Source organism: Bradyrhizobium sp. HKCCYLS3070 (assembly GCF_051167575.1).
Lineage (GTDB): Bacteria > Pseudomonadota > Alphaproteobacteria > Rhizobiales > Xanthobacteraceae > Bradyrhizobium.
Genome location: NZ_JBNPTI010000002.1, coordinates 60,785 through 84,952, shown reverse-complemented (window position 1 = coordinate 84,952; position 24,168 = coordinate 60,785). Strand labels below are relative to the sequence as shown.

28 protein-coding genes are annotated in these 24,168 nt (G+C 65.9%); 17 read left to right on the top strand and 11 right to left on the bottom strand.

The window, feature by feature from the left end; genetic code table 11:
* Window positions 1–59 precede the first annotated feature (59 nt).
* Genes fliF through flbD form a run of 5 tightly spaced genes read left to right on the top strand, consistent with a single transcriptional unit; the run spans window position 60 to window position 5,227 of the window.
* Window positions 60–1,658, top strand: coding sequence for a flagellar basal-body MS-ring/collar protein FliF (gene fliF, locus ACQR03_RS09110; RefSeq protein WP_315714168.1), 1,599 nt, complete (start codon window positions 60–62; stop codon window positions 1,656–1,658).
* A gap of 44 nt (window positions 1,659–1,702) precedes the next feature.
* Window positions 1,703–2,797: a flagellar motor switch protein FliG gene (gene fliG, locus ACQR03_RS09105; RefSeq protein ID WP_315714167.1), complete on the top strand. Its 1,095-nt coding sequence runs from the start codon at window positions 1,703–1,705 to the stop codon at window positions 2,795–2,797.
* Window positions 2,797–3,417 carry a FliH/SctL family protein gene (locus ACQR03_RS09100; protein ID WP_315714166.1) on the top strand — a complete coding sequence of 207 codons (621 nt, stop codon included), beginning with the start codon at window positions 2,797–2,799 and terminating at the stop codon, window positions 3,415–3,417. The genes fliG and ACQR03_RS09100 overlap by 1 nt, the downstream gene beginning before the upstream one ends.
* A 29-nt stretch (window positions 3,418–3,446) precedes the next feature.
* Window positions 3,447–3,794: a flagellar motor switch protein FliN gene (gene fliN, locus ACQR03_RS09095; RefSeq protein WP_015669138.1), complete on the top strand. Its 348-nt coding sequence runs from the start codon at window positions 3,447–3,449 to the stop codon at window positions 3,792–3,794.
* 53 nt (window positions 3,795–3,847) lie between these two features.
* Entirely contained in the window at window positions 3,848–5,227 is a 1,380-nt protein-coding gene (gene flbD, locus ACQR03_RS09090; RefSeq protein ID WP_315714165.1) for a sigma-54-dependent transcriptional regulator FlbD, read from the top strand.
* Window positions 5,228–5,671: 444 nt separating this feature from the next.
* Here flbD and ACQR03_RS09085 read toward each other — a convergent pair whose 3' ends face one another.
* The 6 genes from ACQR03_RS09085 to ACQR03_RS09060 form a co-directional block, all read right to left on the bottom strand.
* Window positions 5,672–5,827 (bottom strand): hypothetical protein, encoded by a 156-nt coding sequence (locus ACQR03_RS09085; protein ID WP_316193223.1) that lies wholly within the window; start codon window positions 5,825–5,827, stop codon window positions 5,672–5,674.
* Between the two features lie 91 nt (window positions 5,828–5,918).
* Window positions 5,919–6,494, bottom strand: a complete 576-nt coding sequence (locus tag ACQR03_RS09080; protein WP_434841370.1) for a flavin reductase family protein — start codon at window positions 6,492–6,494, stop codon at window positions 5,919–5,921.
* Between the two features lie 14 nt (window positions 6,495–6,508).
* Complete coding sequence (locus tag ACQR03_RS09075; protein WP_434841371.1) at window positions 6,509–7,369, bottom strand: ATP-binding cassette domain-containing protein; 861 nt, start codon at window positions 7,367–7,369, stop codon at window positions 6,509–6,511.
* Window positions 7,370–7,378: 9 nt separating this feature from the next.
* Entirely contained in the window at window positions 7,379–8,185 is an 807-nt protein-coding gene (locus ACQR03_RS09070) for an ABC transporter permease subunit (RefSeq protein ID WP_316169310.1), read from the bottom strand.
* A complete protein-coding gene (ssuD, locus tag ACQR03_RS09065) occupies window positions 8,182–9,360 on the bottom strand; it encodes an FMNH2-dependent alkanesulfonate monooxygenase (RefSeq protein WP_315827660.1) in 1,179 nt (392 codons plus the stop codon). Before ssuD ends, ACQR03_RS09070 begins: the two co-directional genes overlap by 4 nt.
* Window positions 9,361–9,396: 36 nt before the next feature.
* Window positions 9,397–10,353 (bottom strand): aliphatic sulfonate ABC transporter substrate-binding protein, encoded by a 957-nt coding sequence (locus ACQR03_RS09060; RefSeq protein ID WP_434841372.1) that lies wholly within the window; start codon window positions 10,351–10,353, stop codon window positions 9,397–9,399.
* Window positions 10,354–10,742: 389 nt separating this feature from the next.
* Here ACQR03_RS09060 and napE point away from each other — a divergent pair, with 389 nt between their 5' ends.
* From napE to ppk2, 7 genes are all read left to right on the top strand, one after another.
* Window positions 10,743–10,928 carry a periplasmic nitrate reductase, NapE protein gene (gene napE / locus ACQR03_RS09055; protein ID WP_315714158.1) on the top strand — a complete coding sequence of 62 codons (186 nt, stop codon included), beginning with the start codon at window positions 10,743–10,745 and terminating at the stop codon, window positions 10,926–10,928.
* Between the two features lie 16 nt (window positions 10,929–10,944).
* On the top strand, window positions 10,945–11,265 hold the full coding sequence (locus ACQR03_RS09050) for a chaperone NapD (RefSeq protein ID WP_315750094.1): 321 nt from the start codon (window positions 10,945–10,947) through the stop codon (window positions 11,263–11,265).
* Window positions 11,266–11,280: 15 nt separating this feature from the next.
* A complete protein-coding gene (napA, locus tag ACQR03_RS09045) occupies window positions 11,281–13,785 on the top strand; it encodes a nitrate reductase catalytic subunit NapA (RefSeq protein ID WP_316203644.1) in 2,505 nt (834 codons plus the stop codon).
* 5 nt (window positions 13,786–13,790) lie between these two features.
* Entirely contained in the window at window positions 13,791–14,261 is a 471-nt protein-coding gene (locus tag ACQR03_RS09040; protein WP_316201305.1) for a nitrate reductase cytochrome c-type subunit, read from the top strand.
* Window positions 14,258–14,920: a NapC/NirT family cytochrome c gene (locus ACQR03_RS09035; protein ID WP_316201307.1), complete on the top strand. Its 663-nt coding sequence runs from the start codon at window positions 14,258–14,260 to the stop codon at window positions 14,918–14,920. The genes ACQR03_RS09040 and ACQR03_RS09035 overlap by 4 nt, the downstream gene beginning before the upstream one ends.
* A 265-nt stretch (window positions 14,921–15,185) precedes the next feature.
* A complete protein-coding gene (locus tag ACQR03_RS09030; RefSeq protein WP_316201308.1) occupies window positions 15,186–16,295 on the top strand; it encodes an ATP-dependent DNA helicase in 1,110 nt (369 codons plus the stop codon).
* A 146-nt stretch (window positions 16,296–16,441) separates the two neighbouring features.
* The gene (gene ppk2, locus ACQR03_RS09025; protein WP_315827656.1) at window positions 16,442–17,572 is read left to right on the top strand and encodes a polyphosphate kinase 2; all 1,131 of its coding nucleotides are present in this window, start codon (window positions 16,442–16,444) and stop codon (window positions 17,570–17,572) included.
* A gap of 10 nt (window positions 17,573–17,582) precedes the next feature.
* On the opposite strand, the gene ACQR03_RS09020 is transcribed toward ppk2, so the two are convergent.
* Both ACQR03_RS09020 and ACQR03_RS09015 read right to left on the bottom strand, forming a co-directional pair.
* Window positions 17,583–17,834, bottom strand: coding sequence for a hypothetical protein (locus ACQR03_RS09020; RefSeq protein ID WP_315750090.1), 252 nt, complete (start codon window positions 17,832–17,834; stop codon window positions 17,583–17,585).
* A 176-nt stretch (window positions 17,835–18,010) separates the two neighbouring features.
* On the bottom strand, window positions 18,011–18,268 hold the full coding sequence (locus ACQR03_RS09015; RefSeq protein WP_315714149.1) for a hypothetical protein: 258 nt from the start codon (window positions 18,266–18,268) through the stop codon (window positions 18,011–18,013).
* Window positions 18,269–19,314: 1,046 nt separating this feature from the next.
* On the opposite strand from ACQR03_RS09015, the gene msrA reads away from it, so the two are divergent.
* The 3 genes from msrA to ACQR03_RS09000 all read left to right on the top strand — a co-directional run bounded on the left by msrA (window position 19,315) and on the right by ACQR03_RS09000 (window position 21,233).
* Entirely contained in the window at window positions 19,315–20,028 is a 714-nt protein-coding gene (msrA, locus tag ACQR03_RS09010; protein WP_316176092.1) for a peptide-methionine (S)-S-oxide reductase MsrA, read from the top strand.
* A 112-nt stretch (window positions 20,029–20,140) separates the two neighbouring features.
* Window positions 20,141–20,551, top strand: coding sequence for a peptide-methionine (R)-S-oxide reductase MsrB (gene msrB / locus ACQR03_RS09005; RefSeq protein WP_434841373.1), 411 nt, complete (start codon window positions 20,141–20,143; stop codon window positions 20,549–20,551).
* 397 nt (window positions 20,552–20,948) lie between these two features.
* Window positions 20,949–21,233 (top strand): hypothetical protein, encoded by a 285-nt coding sequence (locus tag ACQR03_RS09000; RefSeq protein ID WP_315714146.1) that lies wholly within the window; start codon window positions 20,949–20,951, stop codon window positions 21,231–21,233.
* A 99-nt stretch (window positions 21,234–21,332) separates the two neighbouring features.
* On the opposite strand, the gene ACQR03_RS08995 is transcribed toward ACQR03_RS09000, so the two are convergent.
* Window positions 21,333–21,866 (bottom strand): DUF4112 domain-containing protein, encoded by a 534-nt coding sequence (locus tag ACQR03_RS08995; RefSeq protein ID WP_315750086.1) that lies wholly within the window; start codon window positions 21,864–21,866, stop codon window positions 21,333–21,335.
* Window positions 21,867–21,941: 75 nt separating this feature from the next.
* A complete protein-coding gene (locus tag ACQR03_RS08990) occupies window positions 21,942–22,901 on the bottom strand; it encodes a helix-turn-helix transcriptional regulator (protein WP_315750085.1) in 960 nt (319 codons plus the stop codon).
* 261 nt (window positions 22,902–23,162) lie between these two features.
* Between ACQR03_RS08990 and ACQR03_RS08985 the strand changes: the two genes are divergently transcribed.
* Together ACQR03_RS08985 and ACQR03_RS08980 are read left to right on the top strand one after the other, a co-directional pair.
* Entirely contained in the window at window positions 23,163–23,408 is a 246-nt protein-coding gene (locus ACQR03_RS08985; protein WP_315714143.1) for a hypothetical protein, read from the top strand.
* Window positions 23,409–23,440: 32 nt separating this feature from the next.
* The gene (locus tag ACQR03_RS08980) at window positions 23,441–23,689 is read left to right on the top strand and encodes a GCG_CRPN prefix-to-repeats domain-containing protein (protein ID WP_315750084.1); all 249 of its coding nucleotides are present in this window, start codon (window positions 23,441–23,443) and stop codon (window positions 23,687–23,689) included.
* 24 nt (window positions 23,690–23,713) lie between these two features.
* Here the strand turns inward: ACQR03_RS08980 and ACQR03_RS08975 are convergent, their stop codons facing one another.
* On the bottom strand, window positions 23,714–24,151 hold the full coding sequence (locus tag ACQR03_RS08975) for a DUF5413 family protein (protein ID WP_315750083.1): 438 nt from the start codon (window positions 24,149–24,151) through the stop codon (window positions 23,714–23,716).
* Window positions 24,152–24,168 lie beyond the last annotated feature (17 nt).

Below are 24,168 nucleotides of genomic sequence, written 5' to 3'. Positions count from 1 at the left end.
CGAAGCTCAAATCACCTTTCAGCGGCCACCCGTCGAATGCCGAACTATGGGGCAGTTGCTTGCAAGGTCTCTTGGACTTCCTGAAGGGTTTGGGCGCCGCGCGGCTCACCGCCATGATCGCAGTCACCGCTGCCTTAATCGGCTTCTTCGGCTTCGTCATCATGCGCGTGACCGCGCCGCAGATGACCACCCTCTTCACCGACCTGACGATGGAAGACTCCTCCAGCATCATCAAGGATCTGGAGCGGCAGGGCATTCCCTTCGAGATGCGCAATGAAGGCAGCGTGATCCTGGTGCCCAAGGACAAGGTGACCCGGCTGCGCATGAAGCTCGCCGAGGGCGGCCTGCCCAAGGGCGGCGGCGTCGGCTACGAGATCTTCGACAAGTCGGACGCGCTGGGCACCACGAGCTTCGTCCAGAACATCAACCATCTCCGCGCGCTCGAGGGCGAGCTCGCCCGCACCATCCGCGCCATCGACCGTGTCCAGGCGGCGCGCGTCCATCTCGTCCTGCCGGAGCGGCCGCTGTTCTCGCGCGAGACTCCGGAGCCGTCCGCCTCGATCGTCGTGCGCGTGCGCGGCACCCTCGAGCCGGCGCAGATCCGCGCCATCCGCCACCTCGTCGCCTCCGCCGTCAACGGCCTGAAGCCACAGCGGGTGTCGATCGTCGACGAGGCCGGCCAGCTGCTTGCCGACGGCACCCAGACCGACATCGACCAGCAGGTCGGCGACGAGCGCCGCAACGCCTTCGAGAAGCGGATGCGCAAGCAGGTCGAGGACATCGTCTCCTCGGTGGTCGGAGCGGGCCGCGCCCGCGTCCAGCTGTCCGCCGACTTCGACTACAACCGCATCACGCAGACCTCCGACCGCTACGATCCGGAAGGCCGCGTGCTGCGCTCGAGCCAGACCCGCGAAGAGCAGTCGGCGACCAACGAGAACAACGGCCAGGTCACGGTCAACAACGAGCTGCCGGGCAACCAGCAGAACGCGCCGCCGCAACAGCCGCGGGACCAGAGCAAGAAGACCGAAGAGACCAACAATTACGAGATCTCCCGGACCACCAAGACCGAAGTCACCGAGGCCGGACGGGTCAACCGCATCTCGGTCGCGGTTCTGGTCGACGGCGCCTACTCGAAGAACGAAAAGGGCGAGCTGGTCTATCAAGAGCGCAGCAAGGACGAGCTCGACCGCATCGCCGCACTGGTCCGCTCCGCCATCGGCTTCGACCAGAAGCGCGGCGACCAGGTCGAGGTGGTCAACCTGAAATTCGCCGACGCTCCCACCGTGCCGCAGATCAACGAGCCCACCGGCTTCCTCGGCATGCTCCACTTCACCAAGGATGACGTCATGTACGTCATCGAGCTCGCGGTGATGATGCTGCTCGGCATCGTGGTCGTGTTCATGGTGGTGCGGCCGCTGGTGAAGAAGATCATCGCCAGCGAGGAGATCGCCGCCCCGGGCGGCGGCCTGCCGGCCCTCACCGACGAAACCATCCAGGCAGCCGCTCACGCCCAGCAGACCGCCAACATGATCGACGTCGCCCAGGTCCAGGGCCAGGTCCACGCTCAGTCCGTCCACCGGGTGGGCGAGCTGGCCGACCGCAACCCGGGCGAAGCCGCCGCCATCATCCGCCAGTGGCTCGCCGAGCCGCAGAGCTGACCCAATCGACGTGAACCGCCTGAACTGAAAAGAACGTAGACGCCATGTCGCTGCCGCAGACCCAGAACGCCAACGCCAACAACAACGACATTTCCACGGTCATCGCGACCTTGGCGAGCCGCCAGGCGCAGCGCGAGAAGACCGAGCCCTTGAGCGGCCCGCGGCGCGCCGCCGTGATGATGCTCGCGCTCGGCGAGCAGTATGGCGGCAAGATCTGGCAGCAGCTCGATGACGACGAGGTGCGCGAACTGTCGCTGGCGATGTCGACGCTGGGAACCATCGAAGCCGACGTGGTCGAGGACCTGATGCTCGAATTCGTCTCGCGCATGTCGGCCTCCGGCGCGCTGATGGGCAATTTCGACGCCACCGAGCGCCTGCTGCAGCAATACCTGCCGCCGGAACGCGTCAACGGCATCATGGACGAGATCCGCGGCCCCGCCGGCCGCAACATGTGGGAGAAGCTCTCCAACGTCCAGGAAGAGGTGCTCGCCAACTACCTCAAGAACGAATATCCGCAGACCATCGCGGTCGTGCTGTCCAAGCTGAAGCCGGAGCATGCTGCCCGCGTGCTCGCGATCCTGCCCGAGGACATGGCGCTCGACGTCATCGGCCGCATGCTGCGCATGGAAGCGGTGCAGAAGGAGGTCATCGAGCGCGTCGAGCAGACCCTGCGCGTCGAGTTCATGTCGAACCTGTCGCAGACCCGCCGCCGCGACGCCCACGAGGTGATGGCCGAAATCTTCAACAATTTCGACCGCCAGACCGAGACCCGCTTCATCACCTCGCTGGAGGAAGAGAACCGCGAGTCGGCCGAGCGCATCAAGGCGCTGATGTTCACCTTCGACGACCTGATCAAGCTCGATTCCGCTTCGGCGCAGACCCTGCTGCGCAATGTCGACAAGGACAAGCTCGGCGTGGCGCTCAAGAGCGCCAACGAGGAGGTCCGCAACTTCTTCTTCGGCAACATGTCGTCGCGCGCCGCCAAGATGCTGCAGGACGACATGGCCGCCATGGGGCCGGTGCGGCTGCGCGACGTCGACGAGGCGCAGGCCCTGCTCGTCAATCTCGCCAAGGACCTCGCCGCAAAGGGCGAGATCATGCTCAGCAAGAACCGCGCCGACGACGAACTGGTGTATTGATGGCTCAGCCTGCGAAATTCCTGTTCGATACCGACTTCGCCGCGCCGGAGAAGACGACGCGGGAGCGTGCAGCCACGTCCGCGGAAATCGCACAGAAGGTCGCGGCCGCCGAAGCCGCCGCCTATCGCAACGGCTACGAGGCGGCACAGCGCGAAGCCAAGGTCGAGGCCGACCGCCGCGTCGCCTCGGCGCTGGAGCAGATCAACATCCAATTGCAGGGCATCTCCGCCCGCTTCGAAGGCATCGAGCAGCGGATGGAAACCGAGGCCGTCGATGTCGCGGTCGCCGTCGCCCGCAAGCTGTGCGCGGCGCTGGTCGAGGCGGAGCCGCTCGGCGAGATCATTGGACTCGTGCACGACTGCTTCGCGCATCTGGTTGCCACGCCGCACCTCGTGCTGCGCATCAACGAGACGCTGTACGAGCTCGCCCGCGAGAAGATCGAGAAGCTCGCCAAGCAGAGCGGCTTCGAGGGGCGCCTCGTGATCCTCGCCGAGCCGGAGATCGCGACCGGCGACTGCCGTATCGAATGGGCCGATGGCGGCGTCGTGCTGGAGCGCGCTGCGATCGACGCCAAGATCAACGAGCTGGTCGGACGCTACATGGCGTCCAAGAAGAACTAGGCCGCTGTGGTGGCCGAGGGAGTTAAGTCATGAGCGACAACGAGATCCCGCTTCCCGACCTCAATGCGGCGGACGCGCCTCCGCTGGGCGGGGACGTCGGCTACAACGAGGAAGAGCATGCCGCGCGCATCGCGGCCGACCTCGAGGCGGTGTTCGACGTCCCGGTTCAGGTCTCGGCCGTGCTCGGCCGCTCCAAGATGGATGTCGGCGAGCTCCTGAAGCTCGGGCCCGGCACCGTGCTCGAGCTCGACCGCAAGGTCGGCGAGGCGATCGACATCTACGTCAACAACCGGCTCGTGGCACGCGGCGAGGTGGTTCTGGTCGAAGACAAGCTCGGCGTGACGATGACCGAAATCATCAAGTCCGACCGCAACTGACAGACATGACCTGCGTGCCGATCGAGAGCGGCACGACCGAATAGGAGACCAACATGCGGCTTCTCATCGTCGGAACGCTGAAGGGCCAGCTGACGACGGCCACCAAGATCGCCATGGAGAACGGCGCCACCGTCACCCATGCCGAGGACAACGAGCAGGCGATGCGGGTGCTGCGCGGCGGCAAGGGCGCCGACCTGCTCCTCGTCGACGTCGCGCTCGACATCCGCGACCTGGTGATGCGGCTCGATGCAGAGCACATCCACGTGCCGATCGTCGCCTGCGGCATCACCAGCGATGCACGCGCCGCGGTCGCCGCCATCCATGCCGGCGCCAAGGAATACATTCCGCTGCCGCCGGATCCCGAACTGATCGCCGCCGTGCTCGCCGCCGTCGCCAATGACAGCCGCGACCTCGTCTATCGCGACGAGGCGATGGCGAAGGTGATCAAGCTCGCCCAGCAGATCGCCGGCTCCGATGCCTCGGTGATGATCACCGGCGAGTCCGGCACCGGCAAGGAGGTGCTGGCGCGCTACGTCCACACCCGCTCGGCCCGCGCCAAGCGTCCCTTCATCTCGATCAACTGCGCCGCAATCCCTGAGCACCTCCTGGAGTCCGAGCTGTTCGGCCATGAGAAGGGCGCCTTCACCGGGGCCGTCGCCCGCCGCATCGGCAAGTTCGAGGAGGCCAATGGCGGCACGCTCCTGCTGGACGAAATCTCGGAAATGGACGTGCGGCTGCAGTCGAAGCTCTTGCGCGCCATCCAGGAGCGCGTGATCGACCGCGTCGGCGGCACCCGCCCCGTCCCCGTCGACATCCGCATCATCGCGACCTCCAACCGCAACCTGGCCGACGCCGTGCGCGAGGGCTCGTTCCGCGAGGACCTCTTGTTCCGGCTCAACGTCGTGAACCTGAAGATCCCTCCCCTGCGCGAGCGCCCCGCCGACATTCTCGAGCTGGCGCAGCATTTCGCGCGCAAATATTCCGAGGCCAATGCCGTACCGCTGCGGCCGATCTCGGCGGAGGCCAAGCGCATCCTCACCACCAACCGCTGGCCGGGCAACGTGCGCGAGCTGGAGAACACGATGCATCGCGCGGTGCTGATGGCGCAGGGCGACGAGATCGGGCCGGATGCCATCCTCACGCCCGACGGCACCCGCCTCGACATCGGCAAGACCCAACCCGCCGTAGCGCATGCTACGATGGCGGCGGAGCAGGTCACGCGCGCCTTGGTCGGCCGCACGGTCGCCGATGTCGAACGTGACCTGATCCTGGAGACCCTGAAGCACTGCCTGGGCAATCGGACACATGCGGCCAATATCTTGGGCATCTCGATCCGCACGTTGCGCAACAAGCTCAACGAATATGCCGACGGCGGCGTGCCGATCCCGCCGCCGGGCTCCGGCGATACGCCGCGCATGCCGAGCCCCGTATAATCTGCCCATCCGGTTCGTTCTCGGCGGCGCGCTGGCCCTCGGCGCGCCGCTTGCCGTTTCGCCGGCTGATGCCGCAACGCGCGGCGTGCTGTCAGGCTGCTGGGAGCAGACGTCGCACGCGCCGCTCGTCAATCCGTCGTCGGGTCAGGAATGGGGCGCCCGGAGCTGGTGCTTCGCAGGCAAGGGCAAGCTGATCTCGCGAACGGTTGCCTGTGGCAGGGAGGGCTGCGACGGCTGGGACAATGAACGCAGCTATCGCTGGCGGCCGCCCACCCTGTCGCTATCCGATGTCGAGACGTCGCCGGATGGCGAACACATCAAAGTGTGGCGCCGCTGCCGCGTGCAGTTTCTGACCGACGATTGGATGCAGCTACAGGACTGTGAACAGTCCCCGGATCCGTGGGTTCGCGAGAATACGCCGGCGCGTCGTCGCCGGGCACAGCCTCACGAATAGTTCGGCGCCTCGGGATTGCGGAAGATGTGAATGGGATCGCCGGGCGTGAACTCGCGTTGCGTCAGCACGGCATAGGCATAGAGCGCGAGATACAGGATCGCGGCCGTGCCGATCAGATAGAGCGCCCAGGTTCCGATCCGTTTCATCAGCTCCGCCGCAAACACCGCCTCAAGGCCGCGGTGCTTTTACGGCGTCCAGCTTCGGGACGCCACCCTGCGGCCAACCGCCGCTCACCGCCTATGGCTCGTCCTGCGGATCAGGCCCGCCGAGGGGGGCGAGCCGGGCCACGTCCTCGTCGCGGTCGACGTGCACATAGCCGCCATGCCAATATGCCAGGGCTGCCGCTTGCGGCGCCACCTCGACATGCACCACGCGGCCGATCACGATGCCATGAGAGTGCCGCTCGATGATCTCCTCGACCTCGCAGTCCAGCGCGGCGAGTGCCCCGACCAGGAGCGGCACGCCGGTCACGTGCTTGCGCCACTCCGCGCCGGCGAACCGCTCGGCGCCTCTGAGACCGCCTTTACCCGAGAACCGCTCGGCCACGCCGATCTGGTCCGCGGCGAGCAGATTGGCGCCGAAAACACGCTCCCGCTGCAGGATCGGCCAAGACGAGGCGTTCCGATTGAGGCTCACGATCACGGACGCCGGCTCGATGGAGAGCGATGACAGCGAACTCACCGTCATGCCGGTGACCTCATCGCCGCGCCCGACGGTGATCACGCTCACGCCCCCGACCAGCTGGCGCATCGCGGAGCGGAAATCGGGCTGAAGCGCGGTGGCGTCGGGCATGAGGCGGACGATGGAGTTCATTGCGATATTCTCTCCTAACCCGCCGCGCCCGGTCCAAGCAACTGGCCCAGGATCGAGCCTTCCTGCGCCGCAAGCTCCGCAGAGCCACGCTGGCGCGGGCGCGGCAGATCGACCATGATATCCTCGGCGATCCGGCCATTCTCGATGACCAGAACCCGGTCGGCCAGGGCCACGGCTTCCGCCACGTCATGGGTGACCAGGATTGCGGTGAAGGTTTGATCGGCCCAGACCCGCTCCAGCAGCCGCTGCATCGCGATCCGCGTCAGCGCATCGAGGGCGCCGAGCGGCTCGTCGAACGCCAGCAGGCGCGGACCGCTGACGAGCGCGCGCGCCAGCGCGACGCGCTGCTTCTGGCCGCCGGACAGCACCGCCGGCCATTGGTCGCGCTTGTCGGCGAGACCCACTTCCTCCAGCGCCTGCCGCGCGCGCTCATGGGCGCCGGCGGCCTTGCGCTCGCGGCCGAGGCCGACCTCGACATTGCCGAGCACCCGCGCCCACGGCAGCAGCCGCGGTTCCTGGAACATGACGCGGACGTCCTCGGGCCGCGCCGCGGCTTCACCGAAGCTGATGCTGCCCGACGTCGGCTTGTCCAGACCTGCGATCAGGCGGAGCAGCGTGCTCTTGCCGCAGCCACTCTGACCGACGATCGCCACGAACTGACCGCCCGGAATCTCGAGATCGATGCCGCGCAGCACCTCGTTGTCGCCGAACGCCTTGCGAAGGTCGCGGATCACCAGCGGCAGGCCGCGCGTCGCGGGTTTGGCCGGGGTCACGCCGGCCTTCCTCGCGTGGCGGAAGGCCTCGGCATGCCCGATCACGTCAGTGCCGTCGATCGCCTCGACGCCGGACACGGAAATTCGGAGCGCTTGCTGCATTTACGAACCTCAATGTTTGCTGAAGGCCGGATGCCAGGACAGCGTCATCCGTTCCAGCACCCGCGAAGCGCTGTCGGCGACCTTGCCCAGCAGGGCGTAGATCAGGATGGAAAGCACGACGACGTCGATCTGCATGAACTCGCGCGCCTGCATCGCCATGTAGCCGAGCCCCGAGGACGCCGCGATCGTCTCGGCGACAATCAAGGTGAGCCACATGATGCCGAGCGCGAAGCGCAGACCGACGAAGATCGACGGCAACGCACCGGGGAAGATCACGCGGCGAAACAGTTCGCCGTCGGTCATGCCGTAGACGCGGCCCATTTCAATGAGTTGCGGATCGACGGTGCGAATCCCGTGCAGCGTGTTGAGGTAGACGGGGAAGAACACGCCGAGGGCCACCAGGAACAGTTTTGCGCTCTCGTCGATGCCGAACCACAGGATGACCAGCGGGATCAGCGCCAGATGTGGCACGTTGCGCACCATCTGCAGCGTGGTGTCCGTCAGCTTCGCCGACAGCTGCGACAGGCCATTGGCGAGCCCGAAGGCGAAGCCGATGCCGCCACCGATCAAGAAGCCGATCGAGGCGCGCCAGAAGCTGACCCAGATGTTACGGCCGAGTTCGCCTGATAGCAGCAGCTTCCATCCGGCGCGTGCGACGTCGGTCGGCGCCGGCAGTACCCGCGGCGACACCAGGCCGGCGACCGAGGCCGCCTGCCAGATCATGATGATCGCGAGCGGCACCAGCCAGGGGATCAGCGCATCCGCGCGCGGCACCACGAGCTTGCCGACCTTGGGAAGACTTTCGATCAGGCTCATGACTGCGAGGCTCTCTGCAACGGACGATGCTCGTTGGCGATGGTCTCACCGAATGGGCCGGTGTTGGTGCGCAGTTTGGTCACGTTGCCGGCCTGCTCGGACACGTTCAGCCCAAGCTTGGGAAACACCAGCTCGGCGAAGCGGTAGGCTTCTTCGAGATGCGGGTAGCCGGACAGGATGAAGGTGTCGATGCCGAGCTCCTGGTACTCGCGGATGCGCGCCGCGACCGTATCGGGATCGCCGACCAGCGCGGTGCCGGCGCCGCCGCGGACGAGGCCCACGCCGGCCCACAGGTTCGGGCTGATCTCGAGCTTGTCGCGCCGGCCGCCGTGCAGCTGCGACATGCGCTGCTGGCCGACCGAATCCATCCGCGCAAAAATCTTCTGTGCCGAGGCGATGGTGTCGTCGGTGACGTGCTTGATGAGGTCGTCGGCGGCGACCCACGCCTCCGCGTTGGTCTCGCGCACGATCACATGCAGGCGGATGCCGAACGACAGCCTGCGGCCACGGCTGTCGGCGACTGCTCTCACATTGGCGATCTTCGCCGCGACATCTGCCGGCGGCTCGCCCCAGGTAAGATACTTCTCGACCGTATCGACGGCGACGTCGATGCCGGCATCCGACGAGCCTCCAAAGAACAGCGGCGGGCGTGGCGACTGCACCGGTGGGAACAGCAGCCGGCCATCCTCGACCTTGATGTGCTTGCCGGCGAAGTTGACGGATTCGCCTTCGAGCAGCGCGTTGTAGACGGTGAGAAACTCGCGGGTGACCTCGTAGCGCTCCTCATGCGACAGGAAGATGCCGTCGCCCTTGTTCTCGACCGGATCGCCGCCGGTGACGACGTTGACCAGCAGGCGACCGTTGGTGACGCGGTCGAGCGTCGCGGTCATGCGCGCGGCCACGGCCGGCGATTGCAGACCCGGACGCACCGCGACGAGATACCGCAGCTTCTCGGTGAATGGCGCCACGGCCGACGCCACGATCCAGGAATCCTCGCAGCTGCGTCCCGTCGGGATCAGCACGCCGTAATAGCCGAGCTGATCGGCGGCCTGCGCCACCTGGCGCAGATAGTTGAAGTTGACCTCGCGGCCGCCTTGCGAGGTGCCGAGATAGCGGCCGTCGCCATGGGTCGGCAGGAACCAAAGCACATTGGGCTTCGACGAAGCGTTGCTCATGTCGTTCTCTTTCGGATTTGAGTGGCGGGACAGCCGTCAGGTGGACGGCGTCCATTTCCAGACGATGTCGGCGACGTTGACGGCTTTGAGAATGAGGCCGACACGGGCGAAGCGGTCGGCGACGGCCTGCTGGCTCTTGATCACTTCGTCGTCGATCGGCACGACGCTATAGACCGAGCGGTCGACGAAGCGCTTGACCGCCTCAAGATCGACGCCGGTGGCCTCGGCCTGCGCCTTGGCGACCTCCTCGTGATGGCTGTTGGCCCACACGCCTTCGGCGGCGAAAGCCGCGTTCAGCCTGGCGACGACGGCCGGATACTTTTCGACGAAGTCGGAGCCGACGATGTAGAATGAGTTCGGCTTGTGGACATCCTTGTCCCACACGATCACGCGCGCATTCTCCTTGAGCTCGGCAAGCGCGAGATACGGATCCCAGATCGACCAGGCATCGACCGAGCCTTTGACGAAGGCGGCGGTGGCATCGGCGGGCGCGAGCGGCGCCGGCGTGATGTCGGTCCAGGACAGGCCCGCCTTCTCCAGCGCGGCGACCAGGAGATTGTGCGCGCTCGAGCCCTTGCCGAAGGCGACGCGCTTGCCTTTGAGATCGGCGAGCGACTTGATCGGCGAGTCCTTGGGCACGATGATCGCCTGGCTGCTGCCGTTCTGCTTGACGGCCGCCGCGTAGCGGATCTTGGCACCGGCGGCCTGCGCGAAGATCGGCGGCGCGTCGCCGACATAGCCGAAATCGACGCTGCCGACATTGATGGCCTCCAGCAGCGGCGGGCCGAACTGGAAGTCGACCCAGACGATGTCGATGCCGACGGGCTTGAACGTATCCTCGATGGTGCGGCGCGCCTTCACCGCCGGGAAGAAGCCGCCCTTCTGGGTGCCGATGCGGATCTCCTTCGGCTTGTCCTCGGCGCGCAGCGGCGCCGCTGAGGCCATCACCGCAGCCGATGCCAACGACAATTTCAGAAAATCACGACGCTTCATTGCCCTCTCCGACCAAGACTGCATCCGCATTGATGCGATGCACGGAATGATGGTGGCAGGCGCAACGCGTGTCGAGCGTCCCGGAAAAATAGCGATGCGGGTCCTATCGGCTTACGGCCGGAGGGGATGTTCGTATCGAGACCGCGGCGCAGAGCAGCGAGAATTTCTCGCAAGCAAAGCTGCGATCACGCGTCTTCACAGCCCGTCAACCAAGAGCTCAGTGGGGACCGGCGCGACTCCGCTCTGGCGGTGCGCCGGTGTGCGCGGGGTTCCGCCCGCTTGATCCAGGTCAACGCCGGTTTCCGGAGCCTTCTTAAACATAAGATCAGGCGCGGCCCGGATGCCGCAATCCCTCCTGAACTGAACCTCCCCTAGCAGAGAATTCTCTCATGTCGCTCGTTGGCGGCGATGCGAACGCGCGTGCGCGTCGCAGACGCATGGAAATTGTTGCCTTCCTGTTTCTCACCGCTGTGCTGATGCCCGCGCTCGCGGTCGCCACCGTCGGCTCCTACGGGCTCACGGTCTGGGTTTACCAGATGATGGCCGGGCCACCCGGGCCGCCCGCGGCGCACTGATCGGAAGGACCCCGCCATGCTCTCACACCGCACCTCCCTCGACCGCCGTGCTCTGATCACCGGCCGAGTCCTCACCGCCGATCCCGTCGTCGCACCGGCCAAGGGCGAGATCGCCAGCATCATCGTGCAGACCCGGCCCGAGCAGCTCGACCGCGTCGAAGCCGACATCCTCGCGCTGTCCGGCTGCGAGATTCACGGCCGCGACGCACGCGGCAAGCTGATCGTCGTCGTCGATGCGCCCGATGCCGGCGCGCTCGGCGCCACCATGAACCGGATCGGCCTGCTGCCGCACGTGCACTCCGCCTGCCTCGTCTTCCACGCCATCGACGCCGGCTAATCACACGAGACACCAATGACCGACATGAAGATCGATCGTCGCCAGATGCTGAAGCTGGAAGCCGCCGCGATTGCCGCGGCCGCCGCCGGCATGCCCGGCAGCTCGCTTGCGGCGAACCTCGTCACCGAGCGCGAAGCCAGCGAGCTGAAATGGGACAAGGCCGCCTGCCGCTTCTGCGGCACCGGCTGCAGCGTGATGGTCGCGACCAAGGACAACCGCGTCGTCGCCACCCATGGCGACATCAAGGCCGAGGTCAATCGCGGCCTCAACTGCGTCAAGGGCTACTTCCTCTCGAAGATCATGTACGGCCATGACCGCCTGACGCATCCGATGCTGCGCAAGACGAACGGCAAGTACGACAAGAACGGCGAGTTCACCCCCGTCTCCTGGGACGAAGCGTTCGACGTCATGGCCGCGAAGTACAAAGACGCGCTGAAGAAGCGCGGTCCCTCCGGCGTCGGCATGTTCGGCTCGGGACAGTGGACGATCTGGGAAGGCTACGCTGCGTCAAAGCTGTTCAAGGCCGGCTTCCGCTCCAACAACATCGATCCGAATGCGCGGCACTGCATGGCCTCGGCCGTCGCCGGCATGATGCGCACCTTCGGCATCGACGAGCCGGCCGGCTGCTACGACGACATCGAGGCGACGGATGCGTTCGTGCTGTGGGGCTCCAACATGGCGGAGATGCATCCGATCCTGTGGAGCCGCGTCACCGACCGGCGCCTGTCGGCGCCGCATGTCAAGGTCGCTGTGCTCTCGACCTTCGAGCATCGCTCGTTCGACCTCGCCGACATCGGCATGGTGTTCAAGCCGCAGACCGATCTCTATCTCCTCAACGCGATCGCCAACCACATCATCAAGACCGGCCGCGTCAACAAGGAGTTCGTCCAGGCGCATACGGTGTTCAAGAAGGGCCAGACCGACATCGGCTACGGCCTGCGCCCGGAGCATCCGCTGCAGAAGAAGGCCACCGGCGCAGCCAAGGCCAACGACGCCACCGACATCTCGTTCGACGAGTATGCCAAGTTCGTCTCCGACTATACGCTGGAGAAGGCCGCCGAGATGTCCGGCGTGCCGCTGAATCGGCTCGAGGCGCTGGCCGAGCTCTATGCCGATCCGAAGACCAAGGTGGTCTCGTTCTGGACCATGGGCTTCAACCAGCACACCCGCGGTGTCTGGTGCAACAACCTCGTCTACAACATCCATCTCCTGACCGGGAAGATCAGCGAGCCCGGCAACAGCCCGTTCTCGCTGACCGGCCAGCCCTCGGCCTGCGGCACCGCGCGCGAGGTCGGCACCTTCTCGCACCGCCTGCCCGCCGACATGGTCGTCACCAACAAGGAGCACCGCACCAAGGCCGAGCACATCTGGCAGTTGCCGGAAGGCACGATCCCCGACAAGCCGGGCTATCACGCCGTGCTGCAGAGCCGGATGCTGAAGGACGGCCTGCTGAACGCCTATTGGGTGCAGGTCAACAACAACCTGCAGGCCGGCCCCAACGCGAACGAAGAGACCTATCCGGGCTTCCGCAATCCGGACAATTTCATCGTTGTCTCCGACGCCTATCCGTCGGTCACCGCGCTCGCCGCCGATCTCATTTTGCCGACGGCCATGTGGGTGGAAAAGGAAGGCGCCTATGGCAATGCCGAGCGCCGCACCCAGTTCTGGCACCAGCTCGTGTCGGCACCGGGCGAGGCACGCTCGGATCTCTGGCAGTTGATGGAGTTCTCCAAGCGCTTCAAGATCGAGGAGGTCTGGCCTGAGGAGCTGATCGCCAAGAAGCCCGACGTGCGCGGCAAGACGCTGTTCGACGTGCTCTACAGGAACGGCCAGGTCGACAAGTTTCCGCTCGACCAGATCGAGCCGGGCTATGCCAACGACGAGTCCAAGGCGTTCGGCTTCTACGTCCACAAGGGCCTGTTCGAGGAATACGCCTCGTTCGGCCGCGGCCATGGCCATGACCTGGCGCCGTTCGAGGCCTATCACCGGGAGCGCGGCCTGCGCTGGCCGGTGGTCGACGGCAAGGAGACGCGCTGGCGGTTTCGCGAGGGCTCTGATCCTTACGTCAAGGCCGGCACCGGCGTGCAGTTCTACGGCTTCCCCGACGGCAAGGCGCGCATCTTCGCTTTGCCCTACGAGCCGCCGGCGGAATCGCCCGACAAGGACTATCCGTTCTGGCTGTCGACGGGACGCGTGGTCGAGCATTGGCATTCCGGCACGATGACGCGCCGCGTGCCCGAGCTCTACAAGGCGTTCCCCGAAGCCGTCTGCTTCATGCATCCGGACGATGCCGAGGCCGCGAACTTGAGGCGCGGTGACGAGGTCAAGGTCGCCTCGCGCCGCGGCTTCATCCGCGCCCGCGTCGAGACCCGCGGCCGCGACAAGCCGCCGCGCGGCCTCGTCTTCGTGCCGTGGTTCGACGAGTCGAAGCTGATCAACAAGGTGACGCTCGACGCCACCGATCCGATCTCGCTGCAGACCGACTACAAGAAATGCGCCGTGCGCATCGAGCGGGTGTGACCATCATGATGAGAAAAATCGCTGTCATGCTGATCGCGGCCAGCGTTGCGGCCGGATCGAGCGCCCTGCTCGCCCAGAGCGTCTCGTCCTCGCTGCGCGGTCCTGCGCCGCTCAACGACGAGGGTCCTGCGCCGCCGATGCAGCCGATGAAGAACACCGCCGAGAAGGAGGTGCGCAACTATCCGGAGCAGCCACCGGTGATTCCGCATGCCATCGACGGCTATCAGGTCGACATGCAGGGCAACAAATGCCTGTCCTGCCACGCCCGGGCGCGCACGGCGGAGTCGAAGGCGCCGATGCTGTCGATCACCCACTTCATGGATCGCGACGGCCAGTTCCTGGCGTCGGTGTCGCCGCGGCGCTACTTCTGCACCCAGTGCCACGTGCCGCAGAACGTCGCCAATCCGCCTGTCAGCAACGACTTCGTCGACATCGACACGCTGCTGGCGCACGACAGGCCGGGTGGCAAGCGATGAGCAGCGCCGACATCCCGGAGGGCGCCAAAGCGCCCGTCCCCGAAAAGCGGCTCGGCCTTGCCGGCCGCGCCCGGCAGTTCATTCTCGACCTCATCGACGTCCTGCTGAAGCCGAGCTCCGTGTTCGGGCTCGGCGTGCTGGTGCTCGCCGGCTTCCTCGCCGGCGTCATCTTCTGGGGCGGCTTCAACACCGCGCTGGAGATCACCAACACCGAGAAGTTCTGTACCAGCTGTCACGAGATGCGCGACAACGTGTTCGCCGAGCTGAAATCGACCGTCCACTTCTCCAACCGCTCCGGCGTGCGCGCCAGCTGCCCGGACTGCCATGTGCCGCACAACTGGACCGACAAGATCGCGCGCAAGATGCAGGCCTCCAAGGAGGTCTGGGGCCATCTGTTCGGCTCGATCGACACCCGCGAGAAGTTCACCGACCGAAGGCTGGAACTGGCGCTGCACGAATGGGCGCGCTTCAAGGCGAACGACTCGCTCGAATGCCGCAACTGCCACAGCGCGCAGTCGATGGACATCACCAAGCAGTCGCCGCGCGCCGTCGAAGCCCACCAGCGCTTCCTCTTCACCGGCGATAAGACCTGCATCGACTGCCACAAGGGCATCGCGCATCACCTGCCCGACATGCGCGGCGTGCCGGGCTGGCAGTAGGCTTCCTCTGGAGGGGAACGAGCGGCCGCCGCAGGCACGCTGCGCCCCCTCCCCCGCTTGCGGGGGAGGGCTGGGGTGGGGGCGCCACACGGGCAGTCCCGCCGGAGCGTTCCCCCACCCGCATCGCATCTTCCGATGCGATGCGACCTCCCCCGCAAGCGGGGGAGGCGTGGACCCATTCACATCGAGCGCTTGATCTCTCCCCGTCAGCCCTTAGGTTCACGGAATGTCCCCGAGTCGCCGCGCGGCTCCATTTCGTTGAGCCATGACCACCTTCTCTCCGCATCAGGATTCCGCCCTCAAGGCCGTCGGCGACTGGCTGAAAGCCAAGCCGGGCAAGAACGGCACGCCGCAGGTGTTCCGGCTGTTCGGCTATGCCGGAACCGGCAAGACCACGCTGGCCCGCCACATCGCCGAAGACGTCAACGGCGAGGTCAAGTTCGCGGCCTTCACCGGCAAGGCGGCGCTGGTGATGCGCAGCAAGGGCTGCGACAATGCCTCCACCATCCACTCGCTGATCTATCGCGCGCAGGAGAGCGGCGAGGAGCAGCCGAACTTCGAATTGTGGGACGACGCGCCGGCGTCCAAGGCCAAGCTGATCATCATCGACGAATGCTCGATGGTCGACGCCGATCTTGGCCGTGATCTCCTGTCCTTCGACTGCCCGTTGCTGGTGCTCGGCGATCCCGCGCAGCTGCCGCCGGTCAAGGGCGGCGGCTTCTTCACCGAGAGCGAGCCCGACGTGATGCTCACCGAGGTGCATCGCCAGGCCAAGGACGATCCGATCGTGCGGATGTCGATGGACGTGCGCGAAGGCAACACGCTCGACATCGGCCGCTACGGCGAGAGCGAGGTGGTGGAGCGCCGCGAGCTCGATCCGTCGCGCGTGATGGAGGCCGACCAGGTGCTGGTCGGCCGCAACGCCACCCGCCGCGCCTACAACAACCGCTTTCGACAGCGACTCGACATCGAGGACGCCCTCCCCGTCGCCGGCGACAAGCTGGTCTGCCTGCGCAACAACCGCAAGAAGGGCCTGTTCAATGGCGGGCTATGGCGGGTGAAGTCGCGCGCGACCTCGAAATCCAAGATCGTGACGATGCGGGTCGCGCCCGACGAGGATCTCGGACGCAAGGTGACGAAAGTCTCGGTGCGCGGCGAATGCTTCGGCGGCGGCATCGAGGACATCCCGTGGGAGCAGCGCAAGCCTTACGACGAGTTCGACTACGGCTACGTGCTGACCGTGCACAAGTCGCAGGGCTCGCAATGGGACGACGTCGTGCTGTTCGACGAGAGCTTTGCCTTCCAGGAGAGCCGCGCCCGCTGGCTCTACACCGGAATCACACGGGCCGCGAAGCGGCTGTCGATCGTGGTGTAACGCCGGCTTTACCGCGCGAGACGATTTCGCTCGCCTCGCTGGTACCCACCTGCGGCCGGTTGATCCACGTCAACCTGACGCAGGGTCCTTGGCGGATAAAAATCGATTCACATCTCTGTTAAACCAACAGCAGGCAGCGGAATCGCATGGCAAAGTCCAAGACCACGAAAGCCAAGGCCTCCAATGGCCAACGCATGAAGCGCGCAGCCGCCACCGTGCACGCCCCGCGCCGGCAATCGGCTGCGGGGCTCGATCCGATCGCCCAGTCGCTGGTCGACGAACAGATGCAGGCTGCGCAGATCACCGGGCTGTCGGCGTTCGAGACCGTACTGAACGGACCGCCGGCGCTCGACGCCGACAGCGCACCGATCAGGGCCATGCTGGACGGCGCAGCACCCGACGATGCCAAGCTGATGAAGGCGCTGATCGAAGGCAAACAAACCAAGCGCGACAGGCGCCACACCTCCGACGAGCTCGCCGACAATTGGCGCCAGGGCGGCTACCCCTACAAATACCGGATGTATCGCAAGGACTACGAGGAGCAGAAATTCATCCTGCAGACCGAACTGCTGAAGCTGCAGAACTGGATGAAGGATGCGCGGCAACGCCTGGTGCTGCTGTTCGAGGGCCGCGATGCCGCCGGCAAGGGCGGCACCATCAAGCGCTTCATGGAGCATCTCAATCCGCGCGGCGCCCGCGTCGTGGCGCTGGACAAGCCGAGCGACGTCGAGCGCGGCCAATGGTACTTCCAGCGCTATGTCGAGCACCTGCCGACCGCCGGCGAGATCGTGCTGTTCGACCGCTCCTGGTACAACCGCGCCGGCGTCGAGCGCGTGATGGGATTCTGCTCGCAGGCCGAATATGACGAGTTCCTGCGCCAGGTGCCGGAGTTCGAGCGCAACCTCGTGCGCAGCGGCATGCACCTGATCAAGTTCTGGTTCTCGGTCAGCCGCGAGGAGCAGCGCCGCCGCTTCAAGGAGCGCGAGGCGCATCCGCTGAAGCAGTGGAAGCTGTCACCGATCGACACCGCCTCGCTCGACAAATGGGACGACTACACCCGCGCCAAGGAGGCGATGTTCTTCTCCACCGACACCGCCGACTGCCCGTGGACCGTGATCAAGTCCGACGACAAGAAGCGGGCGCGGCTGAACGCGATGCGCTGCGTGCTGCATTCGCTGCCCTATGCCGGGAAGGACGTCTCACGCATCGGCCAGGTCGACGATCTCATCGTCGGCCGCGCCAGCGTCATCCACGAGCGCGAGGAGCACGCCAACTGAGGCGACGCGCTCAGCGCCGATGACGTCGATGCGGCCCCACGCGATCGGCCGGAGGCATCGCTGCATTTGCATTCGGAAAGGCCGACGTGCCACGGCGGGCCAGTTCCGCCTGCGCCGCCGGCGTCAGCGCGCCGCCATTGAGCACGTCGCGTTCGGGATGCATGGCCGCATAGGCCGCCGGCTCGGAGAATTGAGCCGATGCCGCGGTGGCCGCCAGCGTCGACATCAGCAGAGCTGCCGCCAGGCTCCTGAATGCGATCATGATTGGTCTTCCCTGTTGCGCACCAGTTCACGCAGGCGATGATGTAGGCAGGCGAAAGCGGCATCCCAATCACGACCGCGCGAGCCGACGGCCGTTCGTGATCGCGCCATCGCTCAGACGTAGCACGGCAGCCGCTGTCCGGGCAGCAGATCATAGGGCGCCTTCCAGGCGACGCGTCATCGCCGCTGCGGCCGCCGATCATACGGGCGGAGATGAGCCGGCGGCGGAAACACGAGCACCGCGCCGGAGGCGCGCACCAGGCCCATTCGTCCCGCCGGCGTCAGTGCGCCGCCGTTGAGCACGTCGCGATCGGGATACATCGCCTGAAACGCCCCCGGCTCCTGCTCGCCGTAGAACCAACCCTGCGCCGATGCAGGCGCGGCAGTCGCCATCGACAGCAGCACGGCTGCCGCCTTCGATTTCCACATTGTCATGATTGTTCTCCAGGTTCTCAAGGGGCGGAGAGCGCGCACTCGATTGATCGATGCCCTGGTCAGGGCCCTGCCGGTCGAGGCGCGACCGCCTCTGTATTGACCATCGGATGGAGGAAATATTCGCGGCGTCCCGCCGCGCCGGCATCACGACCGCGACAATGGAATGACATCATGGTTCGAGGATCGGCGAAGCGTGATGGGATCGTGACCTGGCGGGTTGGACGTCGCGCGTCGCGCCGTCGACGATATCGACTATGGTGAATCTCGTAGCTGCCCACCCATGCATGAATCACTGCACCTTCCTCGCATGCGGCAGCGCCGTTCGGCCCGTCGGGCAAATCGGCCGGCGACGACAAAAGCTGTCAAGGTCTTCTGAAAAACATAAATCATTTCGCGCCGTGCCCAAATCAGGCTTATGATGCCTGCGTTTCGTTGCACGGCAGGGGACGTATCGCGATCGTCACGGACGTTGGCAGCGAAATGCGATGGATGCGGCATGTTGCAGCGGGCGAAGCGCCTGCCGACGAACGGCATGGCGCGGACGGCGAAAGCGTGTGGTCCTGGCCTCCCGACGCTGAGGCCAAGCTGGCGGTGATGATCCGCCGGCGACGGGGGCAAGACAGCCGGTCCCCGGGGAGAGCACGTATAAGCGCTAAAACCATCGCGCAGGGAGGGCCGGATCTGTCCGGCTGAACCTGTGGTACCTGCCGCCTGCATTTTTTCCGCAGGCGGGCCACGGGCCTCAGTCGAGGTCCGGCCTTCCCTGCGCCCTCCGCTTTCGGAGGGCCAATGAACCGGCATCCCTCGGGCAATTCGGGCCGCGAGAACAGATCACCATGCCTGGAACGCTCTCGCCACAACTCCCAGCGCCGTCCCGGCACCCATTGGGCGATAGCGCACGCCTCGCGCCACCCGCCTGTTCACGCAGTCGTGTCACGTCCCCCGTAACGCCGGCCGGGCACCGACGTATCTTGCAGCAGAGGCCGGACCGGGCCAGTGTTTCCGGCCGGCGAGACGAGACAAGCCCCCCTCACGAGGATCCGAAGATGCGCCTCACCCGCTCCCTTTTCGTCAAGACAGCCGTGCTCGGTGCGATGGCGGCCGGCATCCTGGCCTGGCAGCCGCTGCACGCCGCCGAGCAGGCCGTTGTGATCCCGCCGCCGGCCCAGGACCAGGCGGCCTCCGACGCGCTGGAAACCGCTGTCGTCGCCGGCGGCTGCTTCTGGGGCGTCCAGGGCGTCTACCAGCACACGGCCGGCGTGGTCAGCGCGGTGTCCGGCTATGCCGGCGGCACCAAGGCCACGGCCGATTACCGCACGGTCTCGAGCGGCACGACGGGCCACGCGGAATCGGTCCAGATCAAGTACGACCCGAAGAAGATCTCCTATGGCAAGATTCTGCAGATCTTCTTTTCGGTCGTGCACGATCCGACCCAGTTGAACCGACAGGGCCCGGACTCGGGACCGCAATATCGCTCGGCGATCTTCACCACCTCGGAGGCGCAGAGGAAGGTCGCGGAGGCCTATGTCGCCCAGCTCGAAAAGGCCAAGGTGTTCGGCAAGCCGATCGTCACCAAGATCGGCAAGCTCGACGCGTTCTATCCGGCCGAGGCCTATCATCAGGACTACCTGACGCTGCACCCGAGCCAGCCCTATATTGCCTATAACGACCTGCCGAAGATCGAGAATCTGAAGAAGATCTTCGCGGAGAACTATGTCGAGAAGCCGACGCTGGTCGGCGAGGCCAAGGCAACGAACTGAGGCGACGAACTAACTGGGTAACGAACTGAGGCGACGACCTGCGGCCGCGACCGAGGCCGATCAGCGCAATCACAGGGAGCGGACCAGTTCGGTCCGCCCGGAGGACAACGGGATGAGCGACACCAAGACGAGCGACAAGGTCATCAAGAGCGAGGCGGAATGGCGCGAGGAGCTGACGCCGATGCAGTACGCCGTGCTGCGCGAGAAGGCGACCGAGCGCCCGTTCTCGGGCGAATACGAGCATGAGCATCGCGCCGGGACCTATGTGTGCGCCGGCTGCGGCCAGACCCTGTTCGAGTCCGACGCCAAATTCGACTCCGGCTGCGGCTGGCCGAGCTTCACCCAGCCGGCGGCGGAGAGCCACATCGACGAGGAGACCGACCATACCCACGGCATGGTCCGCACCGAGGTGCTGTGCTCGAAATGCTCCGGCCATCTCGGCCATGTCTTTCCCGACGGCCCGGGGCCGACCGGCCTGCGCTATTGCATCAACTCGGCGGCCCTGAAGCTGAAGCCGCGGTGACGTCTCCATCGGCCTCGGTTCCGTCACGGACGGTAATCGGGGCCGCTGGGCTGGCGGCCGGCGCGGCGCCGGGGGCCAAAACCGGCCACTAGGGGCGAGATTTTAGCCGTGCAGATCGGGCTCTCCTGCATTCACAAGTTGTGGATCGATTAAACCATTGAAAAAATAGGATATTTCAGTAGGCCCCGAACGAGGCCGGATTTACGATGTGAGCGTGCAGGATTCGCATTTCTGCCAAATCGGCCTATATTAGAGACCGTAACTGACTATGCAGGGCCGGGCCGCCTGGAGCGGCAAATCCCGCCCTCCACCCCCGCAATCGCTGGCGTCATTGCCAAGCTGAATGTTTTGAAAGCTCGCGTCAGCGCTTCCAGCCGACAAGAAGAGGTCTCAGACCATGCGTCCACTGCGTCCGTTCAACTTCAACACCTCTGCCGAACTGTTTCCCGCCGCCATCCGCAAGAAGAAGCGGGCGGGCTTCGCCTACCGGCGGTTCGGCACCGCGGCTGAAGCCGTGCGCTTCGCCATGGAGGAGTTGCCTGCGGATTCGCTGAATGGCGCCTACCTGCAGGTCGAGGAAGCCCGCTTCGACCAGAACGGCATCCGCACCTTGTATGAGAGCGAGGCGTTTCCGTTGCCGCGCCGGGGGGTCGACAAGGCGCAGGACGCCGATGCGGCCTGACGGCTGCCAGACCAGTCTTCAACACCCTGCCCCGCCTCGCGCGGGGCAGTTTTTTTATGGGGGTCGGTTTGCGAGGTTTTGGCCCGGTCTCGCAGCGCCTCAACGCGACTGGGTATCCAGCCACCGCCGCAGGATCTTGGCGTTGCGCATGTTGGCGCGGAACAGCACGTCGAAGGCGTCGCCCGCGACGGGGACCATGCCGATCACCCCCTCGACCGCGACATTGCCCAGCATCCGCGTAATGACGTGCCAGGGCGCGCCCAGCGCACGGGCCTCGCGCACCAGCCACAGCGACAGCGCGGTCGCGATGAGGTCGCCGACCACCGGGATCAGGCCGATGATGCCGTCGATGCCATAACGGATGTTGGTGCCGGGCAGGACGAAGGCGACGTCGAGCAGCTTCGCCACGGCCTCCAGCCGCGCGATGCGCTGCTCACGGGTCAGATTGCCGAAGGGATTGGCGGTGTTGAAATCGAAGCGCACACCGTCCGGACCGACGAAGGCGCCGTTGAACGAGGACCGGAAGGAGCCCTGCGGGATCTCACGTCCGTCCTGGTCGATGATCGGTCCGCGCGCCTCATTGGCGTCGAAGTGCGCCTGCGAGGCGCGTCCGCGGCGGGGCGAGGGAGCCATGTGGTCTTGCATACCCATGAGATGGCAACGCGCGGGGCTCGGCACAAGTTGCGTCGAACCGTCGCCTTGTCTCGCCTAGCGGCCCCGGGCGCCGGTCGGCGTCAGCCCGAAGCGGCGCCGGAAGCAGCGGTTGAAATAGGACAGGTCGTTGAAGCCGCAGGCAAACGCGATGTCGCTGATGCGGCGTCCGCCGCCGGCCAGCAGGTCCATGGCCTTGCGCAGGCGCAGCTCGTTCAGCCGGGCCGAGAAGCCGGCGCCGGCCTCATGCAGCAGGTCATTGACGTAGCGCTCGGACAGCCCGGCCGCGACGGCGAGCTTCTGCGCCGAAAAATCCGGTTCGGTGAAGCGGCTGTTCAGAATGGTCAGCAGCCCCGCCAGGCGAACGCTGCGCAGGCCGCCGCGGCCGGCCTTGCGCATCGCGTCGCCGCGCACACCGAGCCCGAGCGCCACCAGATCGAGCAGATGCTGCGCGATCGCCGGGCCGGCCTCGTCGGCCGCGGCGGGATAGGCGAGCAGCAGCTCGCTGTAATCCATCGCCAGCGACAGCGCGCCGCCCGGCGCCAATTCGCGTCCGACCAGATCATCGACACCGGAGACCATCGAGCGCAGCGTCATCATCGGCAGATGCACGTTGACGAAGCGCTTGTGGCTGGCGCCGTCGGCGCTGAAGAAAGGCTCATCGAGCTTGAGCAGCACCATTGCGCCGGGACGCAGAACGAACTCGCGTCCGCGATGGACGACCATCGCCTCGCGGCTGCCGGCGTTGCGCGCCAGGCAATAGCGGTCGTCATTGGTCGCGAGCACCTGGCGCCGTTCGCGCCTGACACGGGTGAAGGTGCCGTCGCAGCGCCCGAGCAAGGTGGTCCCGATGTGGATCGCGTTCATTGCGGCGCGAAACGGCACGTCCTCGGCCGGATCGAGCTCGCCCGTGTTGGAGAAGTGCTCGAACAATTCCGCAAAGCACAAGAAGCGCTGCCTGTCGTCGAGCCCTTTCGGCAGCATGTCGGTCGACAGCATTTTCCTGACGATGGTCATCGAAATCGGACCCGAGGCAAAGGAATTTCCAAGGCAAGGCGATCAATGTGGCAGCGGCGGGATGAACGGCCGCTGAAGTCGGCAGAGCTCATCAAGACGGGATCGGGAGCGCCGATCAGTCCAAGTCGCGCGACCGTTCATGCCGATGAGTCCAAGACAGCGGCAACGGGTTCAACTAGCGATGCCGATGGACGCACGCGGACATGCGTTGCGGCCTGCCCCCTTCAAGTCGAACAGCCATGAGTACGAGGAGAGATTGAAATGACCATGTCTTCCGCGGCCCGCAAGCTCTGCCTCGGCGCCGCCCTCGCGGGTTGCATCGGGATCGGCTACGCGCTCGGCGCGCAGCCGCACATGACCGCGACTATCACCATGCTGCAATCGGCGCGGGCCGAGCTGGCTCAGGCGACACCGAACAAGGGCGGCCATCGCGAGCGCGCGCTGGGGCTGATCGATCAGGCCATCACCGAGGTGCGTGCCGGCATCGCCTTCGCTGCCGGCGGCTGACCCTTTCGCAAATCACACCAGGGAGACCATCGATGCGAACCATCCTCACCAGCGCGCTCCTGTTGGGAGTTCTCACCGTCGGCGCATCTGCGATGCAGCTGGCGCCGATCGACGCCGGATCCAAGCCTGAGGTGATCCAGGTCGCCGGCGGCTGCGGCCCGGGCTGGCACCGCGGTCCCTATGGCGGATGCCTGCGCAACTACGCCAATCCGGCGGCGCACGCCTGCCCGCGCGGCTTTCACATCGGCCCCGGCGGCCGCTGCCGCGGCAACGGCAGGTAGGGCTGATCGGCTCGTGCGATCGGCTTACGCAGTCGGCGGCTCAGTAGCGACCGCCGGCTGCGGCTCCTCAACGAATCTGTGCACCAGCCACGATGACACCGTCGCCGGGATGAAGCCGACCAGCCCGTACAGGATCCACTGCACGATGCCGTATTCGGAGCCATGCGAGGCGTAGTTGAAGGCCGCGAGCAGGAAGGCGATGCCGCCCACCAGCAGCATCCGCAACGTCGGCCCGATGCGCCTGACGTGGAACAGGATGTCGTCGATCGCGCACATCATCAGCGCCGGCAAGAAGCCGAACAGGTAGCTGTATTGCAGCGAGGTGACGAAGACCTTGAACAGCTTGGCCACTTCGCCCGGATTGGTGTTGGTCCAATAACCGGACATGTAGGTCGTGACCAGGAGCAGCGCGAAGCCGCCCAGCGCCGGGCCTACGGCAACGAAGATGAGATATCGCTTCATGCCCAATCTCCTGCCTC

Excerpts from the sequence above, each read along its gene's own strand:
- fliG (WP_315714167.1), top strand. The coding sequence starts at position 1,703 with ATGTCGCTGCCGCAGACCCAGAACGCCAACGCCAACAACAACGACATT.
- ACQR03_RS09100 (WP_315714166.1), top strand. The coding sequence starts at position 2,797 with ATGGCTCAGCCTGCGAAATTCCTGTTCGATACCGACTTCGCCGCGCCG.
- fliN (WP_015669138.1), top strand. The coding sequence starts at position 3,447 with ATGAGCGACAACGAGATCCCGCTTCCCGACCTCAATGCGGCGGACGCG.
- flbD (WP_315714165.1), top strand. The coding sequence starts at position 3,848 with ATGCGGCTTCTCATCGTCGGAACGCTGAAGGGCCAGCTGACGACGGCC.
- ACQR03_RS09085 (WP_316193223.1), bottom strand. The coding sequence starts at position 5,827 with ATGAAACGGATCGGAACCTGGGCGCTCTATCTGATCGGCACGGCCGCG.
- ACQR03_RS09080 (WP_434841370.1), bottom strand. The coding sequence starts at position 6,494 with ATGAACTCCATCGTCCGCCTCATGCCCGACGCCACCGCGCTTCAGCCC.
- ACQR03_RS09075 (WP_434841371.1), bottom strand. The coding sequence starts at position 7,369 with ATGCAGCAAGCGCTCCGAATTTCCGTGTCCGGCGTCGAGGCGATCGAC.
- ACQR03_RS09070 (WP_316169310.1), bottom strand. The coding sequence starts at position 8,185 with ATGAGCCTGATCGAAAGTCTTCCCAAGGTCGGCAAGCTCGTGGTGCCG.
- ssuD (WP_315827660.1), bottom strand. The coding sequence starts at position 9,360 with ATGAGCAACGCTTCGTCGAAGCCCAATGTGCTTTGGTTCCTGCCGACC.
- ACQR03_RS09060 (WP_434841372.1), bottom strand. The coding sequence starts at position 10,353 with ATGAAGCGTCGTGATTTTCTGAAATTGTCGTTGGCATCGGCTGCGGTG.
- napE (WP_315714158.1), top strand. The coding sequence starts at position 10,743 with ATGTCGCTCGTTGGCGGCGATGCGAACGCGCGTGCGCGTCGCAGACGC.
- ACQR03_RS09050 (WP_315750094.1), top strand. The coding sequence starts at position 10,945 with ATGCTCTCACACCGCACCTCCCTCGACCGCCGTGCTCTGATCACCGGC.
- napA (WP_316203644.1), top strand. The coding sequence starts at position 11,281 with ATGACCGACATGAAGATCGATCGTCGCCAGATGCTGAAGCTGGAAGCC.
- ACQR03_RS09040 (WP_316201305.1), top strand. The coding sequence starts at position 13,791 with ATGATGAGAAAAATCGCTGTCATGCTGATCGCGGCCAGCGTTGCGGCC.
- ACQR03_RS09035 (WP_316201307.1), top strand. The coding sequence starts at position 14,258 with ATGAGCAGCGCCGACATCCCGGAGGGCGCCAAAGCGCCCGTCCCCGAA.
- ACQR03_RS09030 (WP_316201308.1), top strand. The coding sequence starts at position 15,186 with ATGACCACCTTCTCTCCGCATCAGGATTCCGCCCTCAAGGCCGTCGGC.
- ppk2 (WP_315827656.1), top strand. The coding sequence starts at position 16,442 with ATGGCAAAGTCCAAGACCACGAAAGCCAAGGCCTCCAATGGCCAACGC.
- ACQR03_RS09020 (WP_315750090.1), bottom strand. The coding sequence starts at position 17,834 with ATGATCGCATTCAGGAGCCTGGCGGCAGCTCTGCTGATGTCGACGCTG.
- ACQR03_RS09015 (WP_315714149.1), bottom strand. The coding sequence starts at position 18,268 with ATGACAATGTGGAAATCGAAGGCGGCAGCCGTGCTGCTGTCGATGGCG.
- msrA (WP_316176092.1), top strand. The coding sequence starts at position 19,315 with ATGCGCCTCACCCGCTCCCTTTTCGTCAAGACAGCCGTGCTCGGTGCG.
- msrB (WP_434841373.1), top strand. The coding sequence starts at position 20,141 with ATGAGCGACACCAAGACGAGCGACAAGGTCATCAAGAGCGAGGCGGAA.
- ACQR03_RS09000 (WP_315714146.1), top strand. The coding sequence starts at position 20,949 with ATGCGTCCACTGCGTCCGTTCAACTTCAACACCTCTGCCGAACTGTTT.
- ACQR03_RS08995 (WP_315750086.1), bottom strand. The coding sequence starts at position 21,866 with ATGGCTCCCTCGCCCCGCCGCGGACGCGCCTCGCAGGCGCACTTCGAC.
- ACQR03_RS08990 (WP_315750085.1), bottom strand. The coding sequence starts at position 22,901 with ATGACCATCGTCAGGAAAATGCTGTCGACCGACATGCTGCCGAAAGGG.
- ACQR03_RS08985 (WP_315714143.1), top strand. The coding sequence starts at position 23,163 with ATGACCATGTCTTCCGCGGCCCGCAAGCTCTGCCTCGGCGCCGCCCTC.
- ACQR03_RS08980 (WP_315750084.1), top strand. The coding sequence starts at position 23,441 with ATGCGAACCATCCTCACCAGCGCGCTCCTGTTGGGAGTTCTCACCGTC.
- ACQR03_RS08975 (WP_315750083.1), bottom strand. The coding sequence starts at position 24,151 with ATGAAGCGATATCTCATCTTCGTTGCCGTAGGCCCGGCGCTGGGCGGC.